Below are 23,555 nucleotides of genomic sequence, written 5' to 3' on the forward strand. Positions count from 1 at the left end.
GTCCCCCGGGCAGGACGCACCTTTCACCCCCCCGGGCAGGACGCACCTTTCACCTTCAATATCCCGGCACCGTCAACGCCGGCTCTTTTCCAATGGCGAATGCTGCAGGAGTCCGTCGAGTCGTTCGGCACGCCCAGCGAACCCGTCCAGATCACGCCGGGGGAACCACTGGAGTGCGCCACTCTGCGCCAAACGATCGAGGGGCTGAAACCGCAGATCGAAGCGCTTCAAGAGGACCTCCAGAACGCCCCGACGGGCGAAAAGGCCGCCATCGCCAAAATGATCAAAAAGTTGCAGCATGACCTTTCTGTTGCGGAGGCTAGGTCCACAGAACTCGGATGCCCACCCTAGTGCCGCCGGCACGTCAGACTGAGCGGATGCCTCGCCCACAGCGAACCGACCACGTGCTTACGCCGACGATCTACGCTCCGTCCTGCTGGATACCCTCGAGTCCGCAGTACGGCCGGCGGGTCCTCTCACACAGGCGCTCAGCGTCACGCCCGCCATCACCCGAGGCAGCGACGGAGTCTGCGCATTTCGTCCGAGGCAGAGTTCGGGTTCACCAGTCATTTTCATCAAGGGGCACTGGACCAGTGCAGCTGGCGGCACGGGCAAGGACTGACCCAAGGGGACTTTGAAGCCGTCCTCGCCACTGCCGGGCTGATCGGTTTGCTACCCGGAACAGGTGCTAGCCGTGGTTGGTCTTGTACCCATTCATGCCGTGCGGTCCTACCGATGAGTGACTAGCGGTGGGCGTTGCTACGGCGAATAACGCTCGAGTAACGCTCTTCTGCCTAGCGTGCTGATACGCATATCTTTTGTGGCTATTGGTGGACGCACTTCGGGAGGCGTACCAGAAGATGCCTCGTCACGACGTCGTTCCACCGTTGAACCGGTTTGTTGCTGGACTGGCGGAGATGGAACTCAACGGGTCTTGATGAACATGAAAGGAAACAGGGTGGAGGATTCCCTGAAGCTAGCGGGCCCCTGTGCTGGCAGTCATGATTTTAGTGGCTTCGTTGGCGGTATCTCCGAGGGCCGATCGAGGATCGAGGACCGCCGAGGTAGTCCAGAAGATCTTGGTCGAGATGGAGACAAGACGATAGCATTGGCGGCCCCGAAGTGGCCATGCGAAGGGTTACCGAAACGGGCGCAGGATGAGACGTTCGTTATTGCGGCACTCATGCAGGCCTGCCGCACTCAAGCCTCCAACACCACACGTCATTGGCTAAATCCGTGTTCCTGGATTTTCGTGCACCATGACCTTTTCCTACCAGGCCCCTGCCCTGCTTAGCGGTTCTGACATCCGCAAGGCGGCTCCCGTCCTGCCCCGGCGGACAGCGGCACGCCCGACGCCGGCAGATCTGCAGCGGATACTTGGGAACGGAGGCGTTTCGGCCATGCTTGACAGGCGGGCGGATGCTGCGTACGCTGCCCCGACGTCCGTCCCCGTCTGGACCGCGTCGCCGGAGCCCAACGCCAGCGGGATGCTCACCCGCGAACCGACTACGACACCCCCAACACCGACTGACGTCGTAGATTCGCCGGTTCCGGGCATCAACAAGGTTGGATTCATCGACAACGACGACGGGTCCAACATCCGTACCGGGCCGTCGGAGTCGGGCGGCCAGAAGGTCCGAGGGGAGCCGCTCCCACCCGCCACGCGGGTGTTCGTCGGCGGCACCCATCCCGACACCTCGGACTGGTGGTACGTGACCGTCCAGATTGGCCAAGGGTTTCTCCGCGGCTATGTGCAGGGCCTGCGCGTCACGACCGACCTGCCGGAGCCGACGGCCAAGCTGTACCAGGTCAAGAGCGGCGACACCGCTGAGGGTCTGGCGGCGCAGGCCTTCTCCACCGCGATCCGTGACGGCCACGATCTTCGCTACTACGAGAACATTCTGCTGTTCGTGAACAAGCTTTATGGCCGCGCTGGGGTCGAGGGTTCGTACCAGGATCCGGGTCTGCTCGGTGGCGGGGCCAACAACGTCCGGCTCGTCGCTGGGCACCGGATCTGGCTGGTGAGCCCTGCGTACGCCCGCGCCCTTGAGGACGTAGTGCCGGGTGGATCCTTGACCGGCGGCGCTTGGGCCAAGGTCAAGCGATTTGCCGGTCACATCGATGACATCATTATGAGTGCGGTCCAATCGCCGAAGTACTTTGGCGAAGTCGCTGGTGAGTACGCCCAGGCGATTAGCGAGCACATCGTGGAGATCGTTGGCATCATCGCCGCGTTCGTCGCCGCCGAGGCGCTATCGGCGTTCTTGGCGGCCACCCCGACCGGTGTTGGCCAGCTCGCCGCCATTGTGATACAACTCGGGCTGGCCGCCTTCGGTGCCGTCGGCCTGATCTCGGCCGGAATAGAAGCGGTCAAACACGCGAGCGAGTGGTTGACGTTGGCGTGGACGGCCTCGGGAAACGACAAGAAACTCGCCGCCGCGAGCAAAGAGTTTCTTAAGATGCTGCTGAGCATTGCGATGGCGGCGCTTGCCTATGTCGGCATCAAGGGCAACATGGCCGGTGCCGCCAAGATCGCCATTTCGTTGCCGCCTCCACCGACGGCCTTGGCCTTTGCTGGTGTCGGTGGCATGAAGGTGGGTGCCGGGTGGGCGGCCAAACCGGTGGCGCTCCCTGTGCCGGGTCCGGCTGGACCGTTTGGTACCGCCTCGATGATGACGAAGGTCAACAAGGAGACCGCTGGCACCAAGGAAGCCCCGAAAACAGACGAGCCCAAGACTCCTGAGCCTCGCGCCAACGCGGAGGACCGCACGCCTGCACCGGCACTGAAGGATGACCCGTGGAACCCAGCACAAGTGGAGCAACGACTGGCCGCGGCACGGGAGCACTATGCGCGGCAAGTCAAGACGACGAAGCCGGTGGTAAAACCAGGAAAGATGGTGCCGCCTCCGCGAGACCTCCCCGCTTTCCCCGAAGCGGAGAGGGCCACTGGGAAGACAGGGGTTCAAGGAGGTGGTGGGCTGCGGGCGAGGTGGAAAACCCCAGACGGAACCATCTATGAGTGGGATAGCCAGCACGGCACGGTGGAAAAGTACTCTGCCAGCGGTAGCCATCTAGGTGAATTCGATCCGAATACTGGGACGCAGACAAAACCTCCCAACTCCAACCGGAGCATCGAGCCGTGAGCAGTTGGATATTGAGAGGTTACGATAGCAGCACCGAGAGAATTGGACGAGAGTATCCGCTCGCACTCGATGACCCGCAGATGCTTCGGCAGTCGCTACGGCGCCCCGGGGACGACCCACTATTCGATTTCTTCCCAGTCCCGAGGCTCACCTTGGAGTCATTGGTTCGGCAGTATGGGCTGCCTTCCTTGGAAGACGATCTGTATTACTTCGTCGAGTATCTGAGGACTGATGACGTGTCCGAAGGAAGTGCACCGCCATGATGCTGAGACTCCCCCGCTCCGGTACTGGCCGGGCGGTACGCAGGTAGGCCCGGCCATGATAGGGGCATAATCACACCGGACAGGACGGAGGCGGTCGTTACGAGCTAGGAGGGAATCGCTCGCGTCCGGTGTAGTGGCGAACGTCGTGTACTTCAACGAGCTCGACATTGTGTTCGGACCGATCCAAACGAGGGGCGTAGCACAACTTGTCCCGATCACCTTTCGGCGAGCGACTGCGTTGGCCGTCGGTGTTCACAGCCGTGTAAAAAGGCAGGCGCCTAGTGCGTTGCATGATGAGAGGGATCTGGTGGTAGTTCAGTACCGTTGGGTCTGCCCGTCTGCTGCTGCGGTTTAATACCCCGCCGCATCACTTCCGCGAGACGGGTGAGGGTCCAGTAGCGGTCCTCGTCCCTGTAGGAAGCAGCCGGACCTGCCTCCGACACCTGCTCCAGATCCCGCAGCGGGGCCGGCCACAGCGGCAGCCGGCGCCCCCGGCGCCCCGGGCGCCCCCGGCGCCCGCAAGGCAAGTGTCCACCGGCCGCCGGTGCCAACTTGAGCTTGGCCCAGCCGCCAAGACGAATGTTGGCCCAAAACTCATCTAGTAGTGGGGGGAGCCGTACTAACTAACTGTTTTCATTTTCATAGTCCTCCGCCGGCCTCACGACAAAGTTCCAGCTGTGCGCGTCGTTGTAACGCTGCTGTAACGACACGACCTGATGATTTGGAATGTCTGCTGGAAAAAGGAGTTGCATATGTCCATCCGAATCAGGAGCCTGCAGTCGGCCGGGCCGCTGTGGGTGCCGCTGACCGGTGGCACATCCCTCCGGCTGGCTCCTGGCCAGGTATCGCAGGAATTCGCGGATGTGGAAGTTCAGGACAATCAGGCGGTTGATTCGCTGGTGTCTCGAGGAATTATCGAGGTGGTAGCCGGTGCCCGCGCTGCGGGCGGCCGGGATTCGAAGCCTGCAGCCGCGGCGAAGGCCGCACCGAAAAAAGAAGAAGAAGCGAAGACAGACAAGGACACGACTCAAGCCTGAGCGGCTGTCCCGTTCGGGCGCGCGGCCGGATCTGTTAGGACTACGGCGGGAGAAACAACGTGCCGAATTTGACGTATCCGGGCGTGTACATTGACGAAGTCTCCAGCGGTGCGCGGCCCCTGGAGATGGCGGGAACCTCCACGGCGGCGTTCGTCGGCCTGGCTGAGAAGGGATCGGCGGAAGCCACCCGGGTAACCAGCTGGCCGGCGTTCCAGCGTCTGTACGGAGGCTTCGTCCCGGACAGCTACCTTGCTCAGAGCGTCTTCGCGTACTTCAACAACGGTGGTCGCCAGTGCTACATCGTGCGCGTCGTCCTCAGCGATGCGGTGGTGGCGGACGTGACGGTGGCTAACCGGGCCGCGCAGCCGGCTCCAGGGATCACTTTTTCCGCGAAGGATGCGGGGGCCTGGGGAAACCACCTCGTCCTGCAGATCGAGGATGCCTCCACGGATCCGGGTAACAGGTTCAGGATAAGCGTGCGCCGGCAGCCCGATGCCGAGGTCATTGCTCCGGACTTCGCCGGCAGCCCAACGTTGGAGGACTTCGACGACCTCAGCTGCGATGAGTCCTCGGACCGTTTCGTGGAGGCCGTCCTGGAGCATGAGTCCAGCCTCATCACCGCCCGGATGCTTGCTACCAACAAGGTACAAAAGGGTGTATACCGCGGTGGAGCCGGCGCCGCGGTACCGCTCGGTGATAAGCGGGGTTTCCGGATCAATCTCGACGGCGATGGCTTCCACGACGTGGTGCTGCCCGCCCCGGCCGGGGCGGCGGATCTTGCGGGGGTCGCGGGCGCGATCCAGGAAGCGGTGCGGGCACTGAAGAACAATAGGGCCTCCAACAAGGAAGCCTTTGAGAATTTCACCTGCGCCGTAGAGACGGCAGGGCCTGCCGGAGGACCGGAACGGCTGGTCCTGCATTCGGGCTCATCCAGGGCAGCATCGTCGGTGCGGATCGGCAAGGCCCTGGAGCAGGATGCGACGGGTTTGCTTAAGCTCTCCGCCGACGACGCCGTTGCCGAGGACGGCTCCGCGGTCCAACGCCCTGCCAACGCCCAGTCCGTGCAGGTCGGCGACGCAGAGCTGGACGGCGTCGTCCTCGCGGTCACGGCAGGGGAAAACGGCGATGCTCCGGTGACACCGGGAACCTTTGACGAAGCCTTCCGGAAACTGGACGCGGTGACGGATGTGAGCGTGCTGGCCGTGCCCGGCGAGACTTCGGTTGACGTGATGGATCTCGGCACGGCTTACTGTGCCAACCGCCCGTTGAAGGACATCTTCTTCATCGGGGAAACGCCCCGCGACACTCGCTCTGCCGATGAGGCCGTGAAGTACCGGGGCAGGTTGACCGCCAGCTCCTACGGCGCACTGTATTACCCCTGGCTCAAGGCGCCGGACCCGACCGGGCGGTCACGGGAACCGGTGATGCTGCCGCCGTCGGGCCATGTGGCGGGTCTCTACGCACGCATCGACGCGTCCCGGGGAGTCTGGAAGGCTCCTGCTGGAACCGAGGCCACGGTCAACGGCGTCGTCGGTCTTGCCACGGACCTCAGCGACGTCGAACACGGCAATTTGAATACGAAAGGCGTCTGCGCCCTGCGCCGTTTCCCGGCCACCGGCGTTGTCGTCTTCGGTGCGCGTACGATCGCTGGGCCGTCGGACGTGGAGTGGAAATACATCCCGATCCGCCGGACGGCAATGATGCTGCGCGTCAGCATCTACAACGGAATCCAGTGGGCGGTTTTCGAGCCCAACGACGAGCCTCTGTGGTCCCAGCTGCGGCTGAACATCGGCTCCTTCATGACAACCCTCTTCCGGCAGGGAGCCTTCCAGGGCTCCTCGACGGCGGAAGCGTTCTATGTCAAGTGCGACAGCGATACGACAACCCAGGCAGATATCGATCTGGGCATTGTCAATGTCGAGGTGGGATTCGCGCCAGTAAAGCCGGCCGAGTTCGTCGTCGTCCGGATCAGCCAAAAGGCCGGCCAGGCCTCCGGCTGACCTGCGGACCCATTCGGAGAGGAACACGGCCATGGCAAGGTTCACCGTTAACAGCACGAGGTTCGACCCCTACCTGGGCTACAGGTTCAAGATCAAGTGGGATGGCCAGTACGTGGCCGCATTGAACAAATGCGGGGCGTTGAAACGGACGACGGAGGTCACCGCTTGGTACGAGGGTGGTGACTCCAGCGGCCCGCATCAGATTCCGGGCAAGACCAAGTACGACCCGATCACCATGGAAGCCGGAGTCACCCACGACACAACGTTCGAGGAGTGGGCCAACAGGGTCAACAATTTCAAGGGCGATGCCGCGATGTCGCTGGCGGGCTTCCGCAAGGACATCAGCATCGAAGTGTTCAATCACCAAGGTCAAAAGGTCATGGCCTACAACGTGTACCGGTGCTGGGTCTCGGAATACCAGGCCCTACCCCAGCTTGACGCGGGCGCCAACGCGGTCATGATCACCACGGTGAAACTCGAGAATGAGGGCTGGGTCCGGGACGTCTCCGTGCCCGAGCCCAAGGAGACTTGACCCGGAGCCTGGTGTTGTTGCGCCATGATCCACAAACGCGACCGCTGGAACAAGCGAGGTGAGCGATGCATACACTGGCCGGTACGCTGCCGGGCGGCTACTGGGATGGCGGCGGCACGCTGCACAGCCGGTTTGAGCTGACGCCACTGACGGGACGTGAAGAAGAACTGTTGGCACAGGCGACGGACCGTCTGCCCGCCGAGCTGGTTACCGAGGTGCTCTCACGAAGGGTCAGTAGCGTCGGGGGCCTCAGCCCCGTACGCGAGGAAGTGGCAAGGCAGCTGCTGGTGGGTGATCGCCAGTTCTTGCTGCTGCGGTTGCGGCAGGCGACATTTGGTGACCGGGTGCGCGCCGGGCTGGTTTGTCCGTGGGCAGATTGCGGAAAAAGGGTGTCGGTCGAGTTCTCGCTGGCGCAGGTGCCCGTATTCGAGCTCGCGGACAAGGGCCCTGTCTACACCATGACACTGTCGAAGGCTGCGGCGGAGGATTGTGACGATGCCGGCCGGGAGGTGCGGTTCCGCCTGCCCACCGGCGCGGACCAGGAGGAACTCTCGGAGTGGCTGTCCGTGAACGAGGCCCAGGCGTTGACTTTGCTGCTGACCCGGTGTGTCAGGGCCATCGGAGGATTCTCACCGCCGGGGGAGGACCGGATCGGCGCCCTCTCGCCGTTGGCCCGCGCCGAAATCGAGGAGCGGATGCAGGAGCTGGCGCCCGGAATCGAACAAGTGATGGAGGCCGGTTGCGTCGAGTGCGGCCGGCAATTCCTGGTGCCATTCGATGTGCAGCGGTTCTTCTTCGGCGAGCTTCGTGTTCACAGCGACCTGCTCTACCGCGAGGTTCACTACCTTGCCTACCACTATCACTGGAGCGAGCAGGAGATCATGGCGATGACGCGCGACAGGCGGCGCACTTACGTTGAGGTCTTGGCCGATGAAATCGAGAAGCTCAATGACGATGCATGAAGGCTATCTCCGCCGCGTGTTGGCCGACGGCGCGCGGAGATTCCGCTACCGCAGCGGCGTCGGGCGGCTCCTTGGGCAGCCCGACGCCGCATACGCCACTGACTTCGCGCCGGACCTGACGCCGGGATTCGCATTCCCCCATCCAGTGTGGAAGTCCAACACCGTTTCCCGCTTGCCCGATGGGGCGTTCGAGCCCGTGCCCTTCGAACCCGTACCCTTCCAACCTCGGCCCGTGGAATCCGCGCCTGGGCCGGCGCAACCCGCGCGCCAGAAACCGGGGCAAATGAAACCGGGGCCAATGGACCCGGCAGAGTCCGATGCCAGCCGCCCGCCGGTGGATGAAGGCATGGGAACCCTGCCGGCCGAGGCCTCGGCGGGGTGGATGGCCGGGCTCTCCGGCGGTCGACCCCTCGACAATGGCCGGCAGCCCGGGCCGGAGAGTCGCAAAGGCGGGGGAGGCACACCGGAGCATGCTCGCAAAGACTCCCGCATGAAGCCGCTCATCGGCAACAAATCGGGCCAGTCGGCGCTGAACATCCCGGGATACACCGAACAACGCACTTCACGTGCAATGGCCGCTGCAGCTGGTTCTCCCGGCCCCCATCCGGATTCCCCTTCGGCACCCCCTGCTGGGGCGTTCGGCGAAGGCGTGCTTCCGGCCTCGGCGTTCGACAACGGCGTGCTCAACGCTGGGACGTTCGACGACGGGGCGCCCGGATGGCGGCCCGCCGTGTTGCTTGGACAGCACCCCGCCCCCGGTGAGCAACAGCTGGAAGGCACCTTCCATGGCGAACCTGCGTCCGGCGCCGGCGGGGGTTTTCTGCGGTCGCCTATGATGGCGCCCCCTGACGTACCGCGCGGATTCGAACCGCAACGCCCGTACGTCCTTGGGGTGGGGGAATCCGCCGCTGTGGAGCCCGATGCTGCCCTACACCGCGCACAGGTCGGCCAGGAATCCGATTTCACGCCGGCGCAAGCCCAGTTTCTGCCGGACCTGATGATCGGGAGCCAGGCAGGGGTGCGCGCCGCGGTGGATTTGGGCTCCGAGCTGGTCCATCGTGACGGTGCCCTCGCGGAGCCACGCCAGCGCACGGCCAACACAGTTCGGGGGAGTTCGGGCAGCTCGGTGCAAGGCGTTCCCCGCCCGGACCTGTCTTACGTCGGGCCTGCAGAGGCGGAGGCATCCTACGGAGACGAGTTGGACCCGACGGCACTGCCACCGCGACAGCCTGTTCCGCAGGTTCCTGAGGTCCCGGCCACGGGCGAGGAGTCACATAGCGGCAGCCCGGCCTTTTGGGAGCGAAGGCATGTGCGGCGATGGCAGACGGGACTGTTGCGATGAGCGCCTCGACAGCCATCGGTATGGTCAGCACGTCACTGCGCAACCTGCTGGTCGCGAAGATGCGACTGAGTCCGGTTGTCGACGTGACGGTGCTTGCCCCCGATGAACCGAGCAGCAGCAGGCGTATCAACCTGTTCCTTTACCGTGTTGAGGAAAACGATTATCTGGCCAACCAGGACTCGACCGCCGGGCCCGGTAATCAGCTGATTCCGTCGCCGCTCTCACTCAGGCTCTTCTATCTGATGACGGTCTACGCTCCCAACGATGCCATCAACGGAAACGTCACAGCCCAGGAGATCATGGGCGAAGCCATGCGGGTGTTCCACCAAAACTCCCCCATCCCGCGAGACCTCCTTGAGCCGGGGCTGGCGGAGGCCCGGGAGGACTTGCAGCTTGTCTGCAGGAAACTTGACCCGGAGGAGTTGAGCCGGATCTGGGCAACCTTTTCCCGGCCTTTCCGGCTGTCGGTTCTCTACCATGTGTCCGCCGTCCAGCTTGACGCCTTGTCGGATACGCCGCAGCAGGCTCCGCAGCGGGTGCGGACCGTCGGGGTTCCCGGGGTGCGGCAGCCGGCCAGGCCTCCCTTGGTCCTCGATATGTCGCCGGACCGTGGTCCGGCCGGCACTGCCGTGATCTTCACCGGCCAGAATCTCGCCGGGTGGAAAGTCACGGCGAAAGTCGGCGGCCACAGTATCCTCGATGCGTCGGAGCCAGCCGGAGACACCGTTGCGGCCACGATACCGGACGGCCTGAAGGCCGGTGTGTACGAGGTGCGGGTGAACATCGCGCCCGTCTTCCGGCGGACCTTTCTGTTCGAGGTGGCGGCATGACCGAGGGCGGAGCCGGGGTCACGTATGCGGACAGTTACGGGCACATCCGTGACGAGCTGCGCAGGCTGGACATGCGGATCAGGCTCCGAGCGCAGACCCTGCCACTCCTGAACCAGGAGGAACCGCAGACCCAGCTGGAGCGCACGGTCTACATCTCGCCCGGCGAGGTCGGGTGGCTGCTGGACGGGGCGGGCGGCGCCGGAGCCGACAAGGAAGTTGAGGCTGCGGTGCGGATGGCCCTCCGCGCGCTGTCTGGGCAGATCGACTCTGCGGTCCGTTCAAGCCTTGAAGTTGGCATCCCGTTGGCTTTGCCGCGCCTGGCGGACCTCTTCGGGCTCTCGGAGTTCGAGCTCCAGGCCGTGGTGATCTGCCTGGCGCCGGAACTGCGCGCCAAATATGACCGCCTCTACGCCTACCTGCAGGACGACATCACCCGCAAACGGCCCAGCGTCGACCTGGTACTGGACCTCCTGTGCGAGACAGAGGATGAACGCTGGAACAATCTGGAAGTGTTCAGCCATTCGTCCGCCTTGCTGCGGTGGGGACTGCTGCAGACCGTGGAGGACCCGAACAGCCCGTCCGGATCAAGCGGGCTCTCCCGGTTCCTGCGGGTGGACCCGCGGATCCGGCAATTCCTCCTCGGTGACCGGCAGATGGATGCCCGCCTGGCCGGCTTGGTGCGGCTGCACGCACCGGCATCCGCTACAGCCTCGGACGCAGAGCCGGCAGCCGCTACAGCGTTGGGCACTGTGGCGATCGGCGGTACGGCGGCCGCCGTCCGGCTCGATCTGGTGCTGCCGGGGCAGCGCCGGCAGGTCCTCTACCTGCGGGGACCCGCTGGCGTCGGCAGAGCGTCCTTGGCGTTGCGCCTGTGCGCCGGTGCGGAACTGTCCATGCTCGTCCTTGATTGCGGGGCACTGCTGGAATCTTCTCCTGAGCAGCAGCGGGAGCTCATCGGGACGGCATTCCGGGAAGCTGCCCTGCAGCGCAGCGCGCTCTATCTGGAGCGGGGAGAGCTGATGCTGGGCGAGTCCGCCCGGGCAGCGCTGAGATGGTTGGGCCAACTGGCCGACGGGCCGGGAGGTCCCGTCATCATGGCCGGTGATGTCCCTTGGTCCCGCGGTCACGTTTTCGCCGGTGCGCGCTTCGAGACAGTGGAGGTCCCGATGCCGGATGTCGCCGAACGCGCCGCGATATGGCGCCTGCAGCTGAAGGGAAACGCACCCGAGGTGGCGGATTGGGCCGAAGACCTTGCCGTCCGGTTCGTGCTGACCCCCGCGAGGATCCGTGATGCAATCGCCGTTGCCGAACAGGAAAGCCGCCGCAGACCAGGAGCCCCGGCGCCGAGCGCCGAGGATCTGGCGGCGGCCTGCCGGAGCCAGTCCAACCAGAACCTTGGCGACCTGGCGGTCAAGGTGGACCCTCGTTACAGTTGGGACGACCTGGTGCTGCCCGAGGCGAAGACCGCGCAATTACGCGAGATCTGCAGCCAGGTGCGCCACCACCACAGGGTGTACGAGCTTTGGGGCTTCGGACGGAAACTCGCTCACGGAAAGGGCCTAAGCGCGCTGTTTGCCGGCCCTCCCGGCACCGGCAAGACCATGGCCGCCGAAGTCCTGGCCGGCGAGGTCGGGCTGGGTTTGTTCAAGATCGACCTGTCAGGCGTGGTCAGCAAGTACATCGGGGAGACCGAGAAGAACCTTTCCCGCATATTCCGGGAGGCGCGCACCAGCAACGCGATTTTGTTCTTCGACGAGGCCGACGCGTTATTCGGCAAACGCACCGAGGTTGCTGACGCTCATGACCGCTATGCCAACATCGAGACGAGTTATCTGTTGCAGCAACTGGACGAACACGAGGGCGTCGTGCTGCTTGCGTCCAATCTTCGCGCCAACCTCGATGAGGCTTTCACCCGCCGCATCCGTTATGTCGTCGATTTTCCGTTTCCGGACGCCGCCCACCGCCAACGAATCTGGGAAGCGCACTTTCCCGCGGAAGCGCCCGTAGCGGACGACGTGGACCCCGCCACGCTGGCACGGGAGTTTCCCCTCGCCGGGGGCAACATCAAGAACATCGTCCTCAACGCGGCGTTCCTTGCGGCCGCGGATGGTGGCGCCATCAACGCCCGCCATGTACGCCTGGGTACCCGCCGGGAGTTCGAGAAACTCGGCAAGCTGTGGAACGAGCAGCAGCCTGAGGGCCGTGCGGTGGTCCCATGAGCGGCGTCCCCAGCAAGCCCCGGATCCTGCACGGCGCATTCGTGGAATTTGGCCTGAGTGTTCCGCCGCTGCTCGTAGCTTTTCAATATAATCCGCTGCAGCTCACACGGAACAGGGAGCTGACCTTCGCACCCATGGCCCAGCCGGTACCGCGCGCCACGAAGGCGCACCCCAATCCCACGCCGCCGGAGCCGCGGTCGTTGCGGGACTTCCACGGCCGCAAACAATTCGAGGATCTGGACGAGCTTCGCAAGAACCAGCTGGTCACCGTGCAGGAGCAGACCATCGGATTCGATGTGCGGCTGGATGCAACGGACAAACTGGACGAACGGGACAGCATCACCGAGCAGTTCGGGATTGCACCACAGTTGTCCACGCTTGAGCTGATGGTTTGCCCGAAAGGCGAGGGCGTGCTGGGCGGTGTGGTCAGCGAGTTGCTGGGCCGGCCGAAAGACTACATCCATCCCCGGCGCGCCAATCCGCCTCTGATCCTGTTCATCTTCGGCCGGAAGCGGGTGCTGCCGGTGAACATCAACAGCATCCACATAACCGAGACGGAGTTCAGCGCGGATTTGAATCCCGTCCGGGCCAACGTCGCCGTCAGTCTGACGGTGATCGAGGGAAAGAATGCGCCGGTCACCTACTCCCGGCTTATGACAGAGACGATGTCCGTCCTGAATCTGGCCAATATCGGCGACGTCGCCGACGTCGTGATCCCGGGGTTGGGGTGATGGCCGACAGGCATTCCCGCTACCGCGGGTCCACCGTCCTGCCCGCCCCGGATGCCCGGGGAAGGGTGTCTGCGATTACGGAGTTGCGCGCCCTGCCCGCTACGCCGGGACGCTTTCGTCACGTCGTCTCCGAAGGGGAGCGGCTGGACCAGCTGGCGTACAAGTATTACGAGGAGCCCTTGCTCTGGTGGCATATCTGCGACGCCAATCCGGAGTTCCTTTCGCCCCTTGCGTTATTGGGACAGGAACCGGTCGTCGCTACGCGGTTCCCCTTACGCGGATCTCCCGGCGGCAATTCTCCTGACTGGCCAAAGCTGATCCATGCTCTGTCCGGGCTTGTCGGCGTCGAAGACGTCGCGGTCGAGGAAACCATCGAGTACCTCACCACCTTCGAACCTGTGGAAATCGCGCCACACGCCGTGAGGAAAGTTCCCATTGCCCAAGAGCGCGTCAAGCAAACGATCCTGGTGACTTACAACAACCGTGCCACCGCCGCCGAGACCCTGATAGAGGCTATCCGGGCTGCAGGACTTGAAATCGGGCCGCCGGTCGGGGTGGGGCAGCTGGGCCGCCAGATCGTCATTCCACCGGTGAGAGCGTAGGGGGCAGGGATGGAGCAGGAGAAGCTACGCATCGAGCTGGGCGGCACCGAGCTGCCCGGGCTGTACGACGACCTGGTGAATCTGGAAGTTGAACTGGACGACGAACTCGCCGGGATGTGCCGAATCACTCTTGCGGTGCTTAAGCGTGACGACGGCACCTGGCCCTACCTTGATGACGACCGGTTCCAGCTCTGGCAGCGGGTCGCCGTCACAGCAGGGCTTGGAGATGACGACGAAAAGCTCTTCTCCGGCTTCGTAACCCATGTGCGGCCGGATTTTGCCGGCGCCCCCGACCAATGCCAGTTGGAGCTCTGGGCGATGGACGCGAGCGTGCTGATGGACCGGCGGGTTGTGCTCAAAGACTGGCCTAACCGCAAGGACAGCGACATTGCCGCGGAGATTTTCGGCACCTATGGCTTGAGTTCGCAGGTCACCGACACAGGTGTCATCCACAGCGGCGAAGTCTCCACGATCATCCAGCGCGAAACCGATATCCGCTTCCTCAAACGCCTCGCCCGGCGCAACGGTTATGAATGCTACATCTCGGGGAACACCGCCCATTTCGGGCCGCCCGGGCTTTCAGGACTTCCGCAACCGGTCCTGAACGTGCAGTGCGGGGAGGAAACCACGGTCACGCACTTCGCCATCGAAGCGAACGCGCTGGCGCCATCGTCGATCGCGATGTCCCAGATTGATCACCTGACCAAGGAAATCCTCGACACGACCGTGGACGGTGCCGTCCAGAAGGCGCTCGGGGCGAAAGCGGGCACCGCCTATCTGCCTGCGGGGATGAGAAAGGAACCCATACATCTCGACCAGACCATCACCACCGGACGCCCCGAAATGGAGGCCCTGTGCCAGAGCGTGCACGACAACGGCGAGTGGTTTGTGACAGGGGAGGGCGAGGTGGCGGCCAACCAGTATGGAACCATCCTCATGCCGCGAAAAACCGTCACCATCAAGGGGATCGGTGAGAACTTCAGCGGCGTGTATTATGTCACGCGCGTCACCCACGTCTTTGAGCCAGGCGGTTATACCCAGGTCTTTACCGTCCAGCGCAACGCCCTGATGCCGACGGGAAGCGAGACTTTCTCTGCCGGCGGCGGGGGATTACTACCCGGACTGCAGATCTGAGGAGGACCTCATGATGGATCTGGAACGCGTCGTCGCCGACCTGGTGGAGAAGGTTGAACGCCGCCACTATGGCAAGTACCGAGGCATTGTCGTGGACAACGAGGACCCGAAGGGGCTAGGCCGGCTTACGGTGCGCGTGCCGAGTGTCCTCGGTGCCGACGTGGTGGCGGGCTGGGCCAAAGCGTGCGTTCCATATGGTGGAGCCGACCAGCAAGGTTTGGTATTCATTCCGGATCGCGGGGCTGGGGTATGGATCGAATTCGAGGAAGGCGACCTGGAATTCCCTATCTGGTCGGGCGCGTTCATCAGCGAGCCCGACGGCGTGAGTGAGGTGCCAAAACCCAATAATGCCGACGGGTCAAGCGCGGATCGGGGCGCCGAGGCTGCCAGCTGCAAGATCATCAAGACCGCCGCCGGTCACACCCTGCAATTCGAGGATGCGACGGAGAAGGGAGCGATCCGGCTCCATGACGGCGTCAACGGTCACCGCATTACCCTCGACGCCGACGGGGTCTCCGTCACGGACGGCATACATGGTCACTCGATCACCCTCACCGCTGAGGGCGTATCGATTGTCTGCGGGCCCGCCAACGAGGACGGCAACCGGCTGGACATGGATTCCAGCGGAATCACGGTGCGTGACAAGAACGGTAATTCGATCCAGCTCGGTCCCGCCGGCATCCAACTCGCGGGGGAGGTGGAGAAGATGGTCCTTGGCACCACGTTCAAAGCCAATGTGGCGGCCTTCATGGCGGCACTTTCGACGCACACGCATGTAGGCAACCTGGGTGCCCCTACGTCCCCGCCGGTTGCTCCGATGAACCTCGAGGTTCCGCTTTCGAAACACACGCTCGGATAGGAGGAGCGAATGGCAATGGTTATCGGCAGTGCCGATGCGCAGTCAGGGATGAGTAAGGAGATTTTCGAGCAAATGGACATCCTGCTGTCGCCGGCGTTGCTCGGAGCCGTCGATGCGGCGGACGGCGACGCCAAGGTGAAGGCGCAGGAAGCACTCGAAGCCGCCCGTGAGGGTTGGAAGCAATTGGCCTTCGCGGTCGCCACCGGAGTGGTCATGCATCTCGCCCGGAACGCCGAGATCAGCGGGATCCAGACCACCGGCGATGTGGCCGCCAGCGTCGTCGGCCAGGCCGTGCCGGCGCCGCCGGGGCCGCACACCCACCAGATCACTCTTACCGCGACCCAGCAGGGGGTGACGTTCAACCAGAGTGGCACCGTGAGCGGTCACCTCAAATGATTGGTATCGGCGAGTCAGGAGCGCAGGTATGACGACGGGATTCGGATTCCCCTTCGGTGTCTCGCCGGGCGGCAGGATCAGACCGGCCGGCGACGACGACGCGGAGATCCACGGGAAGATCGTGCAGGTGCTTTTCACCGCTCCGGGCGAGCGGGTCAACCAACCCACCTTCGGTTGCGGGCTTCTCAACCTGGTCTTCGACCCCAACAGCAGCATTCTCGCCGCCGCCGCCGAGTTCACGGCGGGTCAGGCGCTCACCCGTTGGCTGGGACACGAGATCGCCGTCGGCGGGGTGGACATCCATGCCCAGGACGAGACCCTGAGCGTCGAGGTCGCTTACATCCGGCGGCGCGATGCTGCCCGGCAATCCGTCCACATCCACTTCAAGTGAGGATAGACATGGCTCAGATCGAGAATGCGGACGGGCGACCGCTCATAGACTACACAGGGCGGGATTACGGCGGGATCCTGAAAGCGCTGCGCGAGCAGATACCGCGCAAGCTTCCCGAATGGGAGGATTTCACTAACGAGGCCGACTTCGGCAACGTGATGCTGCAACTGTTCGCCCACGTAGGCGACGTCCTCAGCTACTACCAGGACCGGGTGGCCAACGAAAGTTTCCTCAGCACGGCGACCAGCCGGCACAGCGTCATCGAGCACCTTCGGCTGATCGGGTACCGGATGCGCACCGCCGCACCGGCGGCCGCCACCCTGACCGTCTCAATTCCCAAGGAAGCCCAGTTACCGGCAGAACCCATCCAGGTCAGCAGGGGGGCCTCGTTCACCTCCAAGAGCCTCGAAAATTCTCCCAGCATCCGTTTCGAGTACACGCATGAATCCGCCCTGACCCTCGTCTTTAAACCCATGGACCCCCGGAACCCGGACAGTCCCAGAACCGCTTCGATCCCGGTGGAGGAGGGCCGCCTGATTGCCAACGAAGTCCTCGGCGTCGCCGACGGTTCACCCGACCAGCGGTACATCCTGGCACACCGCGGGTTGATCCTGCGCCCGGGCGGGCTGCAGGACACGATTGGACCGGACCTCGCGCTGAACGTCACACAGGGTGACATGGATCCAGTGCGCTGGGCTTGCCGTGACAGCCTGGCATTTAGCGGTCCGAGACAACGCGACTTCACCGTCGACGTCGACGACAAAGATGAGGCAACCATAGCCTTCGGAGACGGGACCTTCGGGGACATCCCCCCGCGCGGTGCGACGCTCACGATCAGCTATCGCATCGGCGGCGGGCAGGCAGGAAACGTCCCCGCGGGGGCGATTACGGACATCGTCAACGCTCCCGCCTTGGCGAAGCTTGCCGCCAAGGTCACCAACATCGAAGCAGCGACCGGCGGTGCTGACCGTGAAACCATCGGCCATGCAGTTAAGCACGCTCCCACTGTCTTCCGATCCCTGCAACGCGCAGTTACCACCGCGGACTACGAAGCGCTCGCCCTCACTTTTGACGGCGTCGGAAAGGCGCGCGCGACCGCGACCGGCTGGAACCAGGTCACGCTTTTCGTGGCGCCGTCCGGCGGTGGCAAGATCCGCGACAAGGTGAGCGACACCCTCGAGCTCGGGCTCAAGCGCTATCTCGAAGACAAGCGGATGCTTACCCAGGTCATCGACATTGAAGACGTTGACTATGTCGAGATCTTTGTCACCGCCGAGGTTGGCGTCGAGAGTTACTACGTGCCCGGAGATGTCCGGGCGGCGATCGAACGGGAAGCGGCCTCCCTGCTCGCATTCGACGAGGTTCATTTCGGCGAGACCATCTATCTCAGCAGGTTCTACGACAGGATCCAAAGCACCCCGGGCGTCCTCTTCGCCAACATCAGTGAATTTCACGGGATCGTGCAGGGAACACTCTTGGCTGAGGAGTCCGGGAGGATCAGGCTCGGCAAGAACCAGATTCCGATTCCTCCGTCCAATCCCAGCTATGCCTCAGGTGTCAGGGTGCTATTCGTTGAGCAGACCGGCGGCTGACCATGGAACTTCGCAATATCACTGCCCGTCCGCACCCTGAGGGCAACCGGATCGACCTGTCTTGGACCTATGCGGATCCAAAGGAGCCCGACCGGACCCCGACGCATCCGGTAGTCCGAATCCGGCGGAGCCCCCGAACCCATCCGATAGGCCCTGATGACGGGGTGGAGGTCGCCGTCGCAGCGGCCGCGCCGGCGGCCCGTACCGGGTCGGCGACCGACAACGGGTTGCGGGGCGAAACCGTCTACTATTACACGCTATTCACCAGGGTAACGGACGCGCCGGACTTTTCGGCAGCACCAAACAACCGCGTCTCCGCCATGGCCTCGTCGCCCTATGGTTTCGCTGACCGGCTTTATGCTCTGTTGCCGGCCATCTACCGGCGGTACGACGCGGCACCCCCCGTCCCCGACTCGCTGGAACCGGGAGATCTTGCCCGGGGCGTGTTCCGCCGATTCCTCGACTTGCCCGGAGCGCAGCTGGACCAGCTATACAGCCTCTGCCGGGCGGCCCTGAACCTGCATGACCTGGACCGGGTAGACGGACAGCTTCTTCCGTTGCTTGCCCAATGGATTGGATGGCGGACCGACTACGGGCTGCCCATCGGCGCGCAGCGGCAGGAGATCCGGTTCGCGCCGCAGATCTATCAGCGCATCGGCACTCTCGCGGCGATCGAGGCGACGGCCAGACGCGTCACCGGTCTAGACACGAGGACGCAGGAATTCGTGCACAACGTGGCCCGCACCAATGCGCCCGCTCGGCTCAACTTGTGGTCAATTGAACGTCCGGACGCTCCCGGTGAGCGGGGGACTCCGGCGCTGGTGTCGGTGAACTTCGCCTACGAAGGCCGCATCGCGCATGTCCGGGAAGACGACGGCGCAGATCTGTTCTTTTACCACACCCGTCGGATCCACGGCTGGGACATCTGGTCCAAGAAGCGCCGAGCCGACGGAACCTGGACCGACAGCAGGCCGGAGGTAGACCGCGTTGGAGCAGATAAACACCCCTCCGCCGCGCGCGCCGGCGGCAAGCTGTGGCTGTTCTGGGAAAGCAGCACTCCAGCGGAAGCGCCGGAACAGTCCCGGTGGCGGATCGCTGTCCGGATCCGGGACGCCGCCGGTAAGTTGTCCGAACCCTCGGGCCGCCCGTTCGGAAAGCAGGATAGTGAACGCCGTCGTCCGAGCACAGCAGCCGACGGCGACGGCGGTCTATGGCTGTTTTGGCAGGAACTCTCCGCCGGACGGTGGCAGACCAAGTACAACAGGCATGACGGCTCGAAATGGCAGCTTGAAGTTCCCGCTACGTTGCCGGAAGAGACGGGACCTGAACTCCACGGCGATCTGCACCTTCTCGTGCGGCCGTCCGGCGCCACCCAACAGCTGTGGCTGTTCGGTGCACGTCAGGTGCCTGTTCGAGACGGGCAGACCCGGTGGACAGTCTGTTATCTCGTCAAGCGCGGGCTTGACCCGGCTGTCGCCGACTGGGACGCGATGCGGACGCTGCCGAAACCAAGGCCCGACGTCCATGACCGGGAACCCTCCCCCCTGCTCGGAGCAGACAACAGCGTCGAACTGTTCTTCAGTTCGACCCGGCCCACTACCCCCCAACCTTCCGACGGCGGATGGTCCGTCTTCACGGTCCGGTTACTGGATCCTGGCACAAACGCATGGGGGGAGCCCGAGCCGCTCACAAGCGGTCCCTCATCCCAGCGGGCGCCGGTGGGTGTACACATCCAAGGCGGGGCCCTGCTCATGTATCGTTCCAGTGAACCGATCAAGAACTCCGATGCAGGCGGCCTCCGGACTTTGGACACCCCTTCTTCCGGCACCTTGACCTTCAGCGGACGGCAGAAAGCCCTGTACGGAACGTTCGGTGACATCGGCACGTATACCTACACCGGCAAGGGTGGCGGTAAGAACGGGGACGGACGCATCTCGAGGGATGCGATAGGCCTCTTTCTCACCGCACCGGTCCCTCCGCCGCCGCCGGAAGAGATGGCCAGGGTGCAGTCCCGCCTCGCCGCCGTGCTGCCGGAATTCCTGCCCATAAATGCACGCACAATTGTGATCCAACCATAGCCACGTTCGAAACTGACCAACGATCAAGAGGGGAGTGAGTTCAACGCTATGAGTGACTTCTCTAGATCGCCGTTGGAACTGCTGCTGGAAAGCCTGGACAAGGGGTATGTCGGCATCCACATCGAACAGGGCGTGCCCATCCTGGACCGGGACCTGAACCTGCTCCAGGACCTTCTGGCCGCCGGTGTGCGCTCGCTGTTCTCCCGCTATATCGGCAATGGGCTGGCCTCCGGGGAGGACGGCTTCGCTATTCAGGCCCTCCCTGCGGGGCAGGACAGCAATGATTTCCAAATTACCGGACCAGGATCCTGCCTGGCCGGTGGCATCCAGGCCAGGATTGCCCGGCCAACCACTTACGACAACCAGCCGTCCCACCCTGAGGGCAAGCACGTTCCGAAACTGACCACGCCGACGGCGGCCCAGCCGGATCCACGTATCGATACCGTGTATCTGGACGTGTTCCTCACCGAGGTGGACGGAACGACGGATCCAGCTCTTGCCAACAACGAGGACGTGGGGATGCAGACCTCCGTGCGGCTCAAACCTGACTGGTCTGTATTGGTTGCAGAAGGTGTGCCGGTGCCGGACCCGAAGAAAGGGCACGTGCATTATCCACTCGCTCAACTGCGTCGCCGCAGCGGTGAAGAGGCCATTACTTCCGGGACATTCGATGTGGAGGGAACAAAGGCGGAAAAGATCACCGACCTCCGGCAGCGGAAGTTGACCCTGTCCCACCTTGAGACCCGGCTCAGCCTGCTGGAAAAAGTACTTATAGCGCCGACCTTCGCCCAGGACAGGCCGGTGCGGCCATTGGCAGGCCAGATCCACCAACAGATCACTTTGACCGGGAACAACTTCGACAAAGGAGGGATCAAAGTCTTCTTCGACAGCGTGCCTGCTACAATCGCGGCAACGCTTTCCTCCAGCGAAATCATCGTTATCGTCCCTGGGGGACTCACGCCGAACGGGACCGGGCGAACCGTGAGAATCACTGTCACCAACGAGGTCGCCTCCGCTGTTTGTGACAAACCGTTCGGCGTGAGGGCCTTGCCGGTCTTCGCTGCCCCACCCAACGCGCAGTTCTCTCCAGCCAGTGGTACTGCCGGTACCGAGGTCGTCCTGTCCGGATTCAACTTCAACGCCGGTGAGCTGGCGGTGTCTTTCGGGGGACAACGGGCCCCCGTCGTCGGCCAGGCGACAAACACCTCCGTCACGGTGCAGGTTCCCGATGGACTGGCCACGAACGCGGCAGTCACCATCAGGGTGAGCACTCGTGAAGGCAGCGTGGACAGTTCAGACCAGTTCCGCGTGGGTCCTCCGCCTCCGAGCCTCACGGGATTTACGCCCCCTGTGGTCGCTGTGGGGGGTATTGTCACGCTGCGAGGTCAAAACTTAAACGTTGCCCCGGTGCGCGTGGAATTCACGGTCGAAGGCTTCGCCCCAGTCCGGGCCGGACTCGCTGATCCTGCCACAGCCACCCAGATTAAGGCGGAGGCTCCCAGTCTGCTCTTCGGCACGGAGGAGCAACGACAGGCCCGGATTACAGTCACGACCGGTTCAGGATCAGCCGTCAGCGCCGGTCTGATCACCATCACCCGTACCTAGGGTCAAGAAACCAACCTCGCCGTTGATCGTCATTCTTTGAATGAACAGAGGACCAGATGGTTTACGCAATGTTTCCGGATCCGTTGGTGGTGCCCCTATCGGTGGGGAAAGGCGGCGGCCCGGTGTATGCCGCGTTCGGCCAAATGGCAGGCGCACCGTTGCACTTAGCCGGGATTTACCAGCGGATGATGTTCGTGCGGCTGGCGATGATTGGCGATTGGACGGCGCCGACGGTGTTCCTGCGGGCAGGGCAGGGCCCCGCGGTAGCGTTTACAACGGTGACCCAGCCGATCTTCCGGGCGACTGCCGCCAACGGCTCCGGCACCGATTTTGTGGGCGATGTTTACCGTGTACCAGGACAGAGTCGGACCGTCCAGATCTTGGTGGGTCTTGAGCAGGCCACGACAGACACTTGGGCGCTGGGGATACGGAACAATGATCCGGAGGAGGACCGGCAATTTGTCTGGGTGGTGGCGGACAACGATGCGGAGACGCTCGGGCCAGGGCTTGACCCGGCGTCTTTCGTGCCGGCGTTCGCGGAGCCGCCGGCGCCGCAGTTCACCCCGGTCCGCGGTGCGCCGGGCACCCGGGTAACCCTGTTTGGACGCAATCTCCACATCGGGTCCCCGAAAATCTTCTTTGGTACTGAGCCGGTCGCGTTGCTCGGGCCACCAACACCTACAGCTCTGACTGTGTTCGTACGCGAGGGCTTGATTACCCCCGAGCGGCTCGTCGTGAACGTTCCGTTAAGAGTCAAGACCGACGCCGGAGCCGCCGTCTCCGACACCGTTTTCCACGTCGAGCCGCCGCAGCCCGGCTTTACGGCTCCGCCGGTCACACCTTTGTTCTGCAGGCCTGGACAGAATGTCATTCTGCACGGCCGGAACTTGGATTATGGACCTGTGCAAGTGGGTATTTTTTTCCAGGGACTGGGCCTGGTGCCCGGCGTTGCTGGTGCCGGCACGTTCCCAGTTGCATCCCCGCATCCGACCGAAATCGGGTTCCAAATGCCCGAGGACTTCTTTAGGAATGAGATCGATCCTGGGGCGTTCCCCTTGGCTTTCAGATTTGCGGTGACGACCGCGGGGGGTCAAGCCGAATGTCCCTGTTCGTTAATCATGATTCTTTGAACTGCCAAAAAGTTTCCACGGGCCCCGGCTGGCCGGGAGTTAGGAGAATTTTATGGTTTTCACCCTGTTTCCGGATCCGCCGGTGGCGCCGCGGGCTGTGCCTGCGGGCGGYCGTGCGGATTCCGGCTTTGCCCAGTTGGCGGGGGAGCCGTTGCCGGATTTCACCGGCATTTATGAGCGGATGATGTTCCTGCGGCTGGCGGTGATAGGCGGCTCGGTGGCTCCGACCGTGTTCATCCGGGCGGGAGAGGGCCCGGCGGTGGCGGTGACGGCGGAGACGCAGACGGTGTTCCGGGCTACCCGTGCCGATGGCGGCGGCACCGGGTTTGTGGGGGACGTGTTCCTGGTCCCGGGGGTGGGAAACGTCCTGCGGGTCCTGGTGGGGTTTGACCGGGCGACGGAGGAGACGTGGACGCTGGGGATCCGGAACAATGATCCGTCCACGGAACGGCACTTCACGTGGGTGGTGGCCGACAGCGAGGCCGGGACGGTGCAGCCGTGGGTGGACCCTGGCTCGTTTATCCCGGTGTTCGAGGACCCTTCCTTCGCGCCGGTGGCCGGGACGGCGGGTACCGCGGTGAGTTTGTCCGGCCGGAATTTCAATGTCGGTATCCCGCGGGTGTCCTTCGGTGCCGGGAAGGCATCGCTGCTCGTGCCCCCTGCCGCCGGGTCCCTGACGGTGGCCGTGCCCGAAGGGCTTGTCCCTACC

The 23,555-nt window shown here is 63.7% G+C and carries 20 protein-coding genes; all 20 read left to right on the forward strand.

The features are described 5' to 3' along the window. Nucleotides 1-351, forward strand: a 351-nt coding sequence (locus tag AC1DZQ_RS21725) for a hypothetical protein (protein ID WP_476965440.1), incomplete at its 5' end; no start/stop codon positions are given. A gap of 1,136 nt (nt 352-1,487) precedes the next feature. Next, nucleotides 1,488-3,143, forward strand: coding sequence for a colicin E3/pyocin S6 family cytotoxin (locus AC1DZQ_RS21730; protein WP_476965441.1), 1,656 nt, complete (start codon nt 1,488-1,490; stop codon nt 3,141-3,143). 1,015 nt (nt 3,144-4,158) lie between these two features. Further along, nucleotides 4,159-4,443, forward strand: a complete 285-nt coding sequence (locus AC1DZQ_RS21735; protein ID WP_476965442.1) for a hypothetical protein — start codon at nt 4,159-4,161, stop codon at nt 4,441-4,443. 83 nt (nt 4,444-4,526) lie between these two features. Further along, on the forward strand, nt 4,527-6,443 hold the full coding sequence (locus tag AC1DZQ_RS21740) for a phage tail sheath subtilisin-like domain-containing protein (protein WP_476965443.1): 1,917 nt from the start codon (nt 4,527-4,529) through the stop codon (nt 6,441-6,443). Between the two features lie 31 nt (nt 6,444-6,474). After that, nucleotides 6,475-6,975, forward strand: a complete 501-nt coding sequence (locus tag AC1DZQ_RS21745; protein WP_243178900.1) for a phage tail protein — start codon at nt 6,475-6,477, stop codon at nt 6,973-6,975. A gap of 65 nt (nt 6,976-7,040) precedes the next feature. Beyond that, entirely contained in the window at nt 7,041-7,937 is an 897-nt protein-coding gene (locus AC1DZQ_RS21750) for a T4 family baseplate hub assembly chaperone (RefSeq protein WP_476965444.1), read from the forward strand. Nucleotides 7,938-8,427: 490 nt separating this feature from the next. Continuing rightward, nucleotides 8,428-9,279 carry a hypothetical protein gene (locus tag AC1DZQ_RS21755; RefSeq protein WP_476965445.1) on the forward strand — a complete coding sequence of 284 codons (852 nt, stop codon included), beginning with the start codon at nt 8,428-8,430 and terminating at the stop codon, nt 9,277-9,279. Continuing rightward, nucleotides 9,276-10,109 (forward strand): Pvc16 family protein, encoded by an 834-nt coding sequence (locus AC1DZQ_RS21760; protein WP_476965446.1) that lies wholly within the window; start codon nt 9,276-9,278, stop codon nt 10,107-10,109. The genes AC1DZQ_RS21755 and AC1DZQ_RS21760 overlap by 4 nt, the downstream gene beginning before the upstream one ends. Then, a complete protein-coding gene (locus tag AC1DZQ_RS21765; RefSeq protein WP_476965447.1) occupies nt 10,106-12,328 on the forward strand; it encodes an ATP-binding protein in 2,223 nt (740 codons plus the stop codon). The genes AC1DZQ_RS21760 and AC1DZQ_RS21765 overlap by 4 nt, the downstream gene beginning before the upstream one ends. 41 nt (nt 12,329-12,369) lie before the next feature. Beyond that, a complete protein-coding gene (locus AC1DZQ_RS21770) occupies nt 12,370-13,059 on the forward strand; it encodes a hypothetical protein (RefSeq protein ID WP_476965448.1) in 690 nt (229 codons plus the stop codon). Nucleotides 13,060-13,124: 65 nt separating this feature from the next. After that, entirely contained in the window at nt 13,125-13,661 is a 537-nt protein-coding gene (locus tag AC1DZQ_RS21775; RefSeq protein WP_476965449.1) for a hypothetical protein, read from the forward strand. Nucleotides 13,662-13,670: 9 nt separating this feature from the next. Then, the gene (locus AC1DZQ_RS21780; RefSeq protein WP_476965450.1) at nt 13,671-14,795 is read left to right on the forward strand and encodes a phage late control D family protein; all 1,125 of its coding nucleotides are present in this window, start codon (nt 13,671-13,673) and stop codon (nt 14,793-14,795) included. 10 nt (nt 14,796-14,805) lie between these two features. After that, nucleotides 14,806-15,654 carry a phage baseplate assembly protein V gene (locus tag AC1DZQ_RS21785; protein ID WP_476965451.1) on the forward strand — a complete coding sequence of 283 codons (849 nt, stop codon included), beginning with the start codon at nt 14,806-14,808 and terminating at the stop codon, nt 15,652-15,654. Between the two features lie 9 nt (nt 15,655-15,663). After that, nucleotides 15,664-16,050 carry a hypothetical protein gene (locus tag AC1DZQ_RS21790; RefSeq protein ID WP_476965452.1) on the forward strand — a complete coding sequence of 129 codons (387 nt, stop codon included), beginning with the start codon at nt 15,664-15,666 and terminating at the stop codon, nt 16,048-16,050. A 28-nt stretch (nt 16,051-16,078) separates the two neighbouring features. Then, nucleotides 16,079-16,441 carry a GPW/gp25 family protein gene (locus AC1DZQ_RS21795; RefSeq protein ID WP_476965453.1) on the forward strand — a complete coding sequence of 121 codons (363 nt, stop codon included), beginning with the start codon at nt 16,079-16,081 and terminating at the stop codon, nt 16,439-16,441. An 8-nt stretch (nt 16,442-16,449) separates the two neighbouring features. Continuing rightward, nucleotides 16,450-18,033 (forward strand): baseplate J/gp47 family protein, encoded by a 1,584-nt coding sequence (locus tag AC1DZQ_RS21800; RefSeq protein ID WP_476965454.1) that lies wholly within the window; start codon nt 16,450-16,452, stop codon nt 18,031-18,033. Between the two features lie 164 nt (nt 18,034-18,197). Continuing rightward, nucleotides 18,198-20,111 (forward strand): phage tail protein, encoded by a 1,914-nt coding sequence (locus tag AC1DZQ_RS21805; protein WP_476965455.1) that lies wholly within the window; start codon nt 18,198-18,200, stop codon nt 20,109-20,111. 48 nt (nt 20,112-20,159) lie between these two features. Continuing rightward, complete coding sequence (locus AC1DZQ_RS21810) at nt 20,160-21,716, forward strand: IPT/TIG domain-containing protein (RefSeq protein ID WP_476965456.1); 1,557 nt, start codon at nt 20,160-20,162, stop codon at nt 21,714-21,716. A 56-nt stretch (nt 21,717-21,772) separates the two neighbouring features. After that, on the forward strand, nt 21,773-22,846 hold the full coding sequence (locus tag AC1DZQ_RS21815) for a hypothetical protein (RefSeq protein ID WP_476965457.1): 1,074 nt from the start codon (nt 21,773-21,775) through the stop codon (nt 22,844-22,846). 52 nt (nt 22,847-22,898) lie between these two features. Beyond that, on the forward strand, nt 22,899-23,555 hold a 657-nt coding region (locus tag AC1DZQ_RS21820), incomplete at its 3' end, for a hypothetical protein (RefSeq protein WP_476965458.1).

It is taken from the genome of Arthrobacter sp. P1_C12_2 (assembly GCF_056406415.1).

Coding starts and splice junctions, on each gene's coding strand:
- AC1DZQ_RS21730 (WP_476965441.1), top strand. CDS start 1,488: ATGCTCACCCGCGAACCGACTACGACACCCCCAACACCGACTGACGTC.
- AC1DZQ_RS21735 (WP_476965442.1), top strand. CDS start 4,159: ATGTCCATCCGAATCAGGAGCCTGCAGTCGGCCGGGCCGCTGTGGGTG.
- AC1DZQ_RS21745 (WP_243178900.1), top strand. CDS start 6,475: ATGGCAAGGTTCACCGTTAACAGCACGAGGTTCGACCCCTACCTGGGC.
- AC1DZQ_RS21750 (WP_476965444.1), top strand. CDS start 7,041: ATGCATACACTGGCCGGTACGCTGCCGGGCGGCTACTGGGATGGCGGC.
- AC1DZQ_RS21755 (WP_476965445.1), top strand. CDS start 8,428: ATGAAGCCGCTCATCGGCAACAAATCGGGCCAGTCGGCGCTGAACATC.
- AC1DZQ_RS21760 (WP_476965446.1), top strand. CDS start 9,276: ATGAGCGCCTCGACAGCCATCGGTATGGTCAGCACGTCACTGCGCAAC.
- AC1DZQ_RS21765 (WP_476965447.1), top strand. CDS start 10,106: ATGACCGAGGGCGGAGCCGGGGTCACGTATGCGGACAGTTACGGGCAC.
- AC1DZQ_RS21780 (WP_476965450.1), top strand. CDS start 13,671: ATGGAGCAGGAGAAGCTACGCATCGAGCTGGGCGGCACCGAGCTGCCC.
- AC1DZQ_RS21785 (WP_476965451.1), top strand. CDS start 14,806: ATGATGGATCTGGAACGCGTCGTCGCCGACCTGGTGGAGAAGGTTGAA.
- AC1DZQ_RS21790 (WP_476965452.1), top strand. CDS start 15,664: ATGGCAATGGTTATCGGCAGTGCCGATGCGCAGTCAGGGATGAGTAAG.
- AC1DZQ_RS21795 (WP_476965453.1), top strand. CDS start 16,079: ATGACGACGGGATTCGGATTCCCCTTCGGTGTCTCGCCGGGCGGCAGG.
- AC1DZQ_RS21800 (WP_476965454.1), top strand. CDS start 16,450: ATGGCTCAGATCGAGAATGCGGACGGGCGACCGCTCATAGACTACACA.
- AC1DZQ_RS21810 (WP_476965456.1), top strand. CDS start 20,160: ATGAGTGACTTCTCTAGATCGCCGTTGGAACTGCTGCTGGAAAGCCTG.
- AC1DZQ_RS21815 (WP_476965457.1), top strand. CDS start 21,773: ATGGTTTACGCAATGTTTCCGGATCCGTTGGTGGTGCCCCTATCGGTG.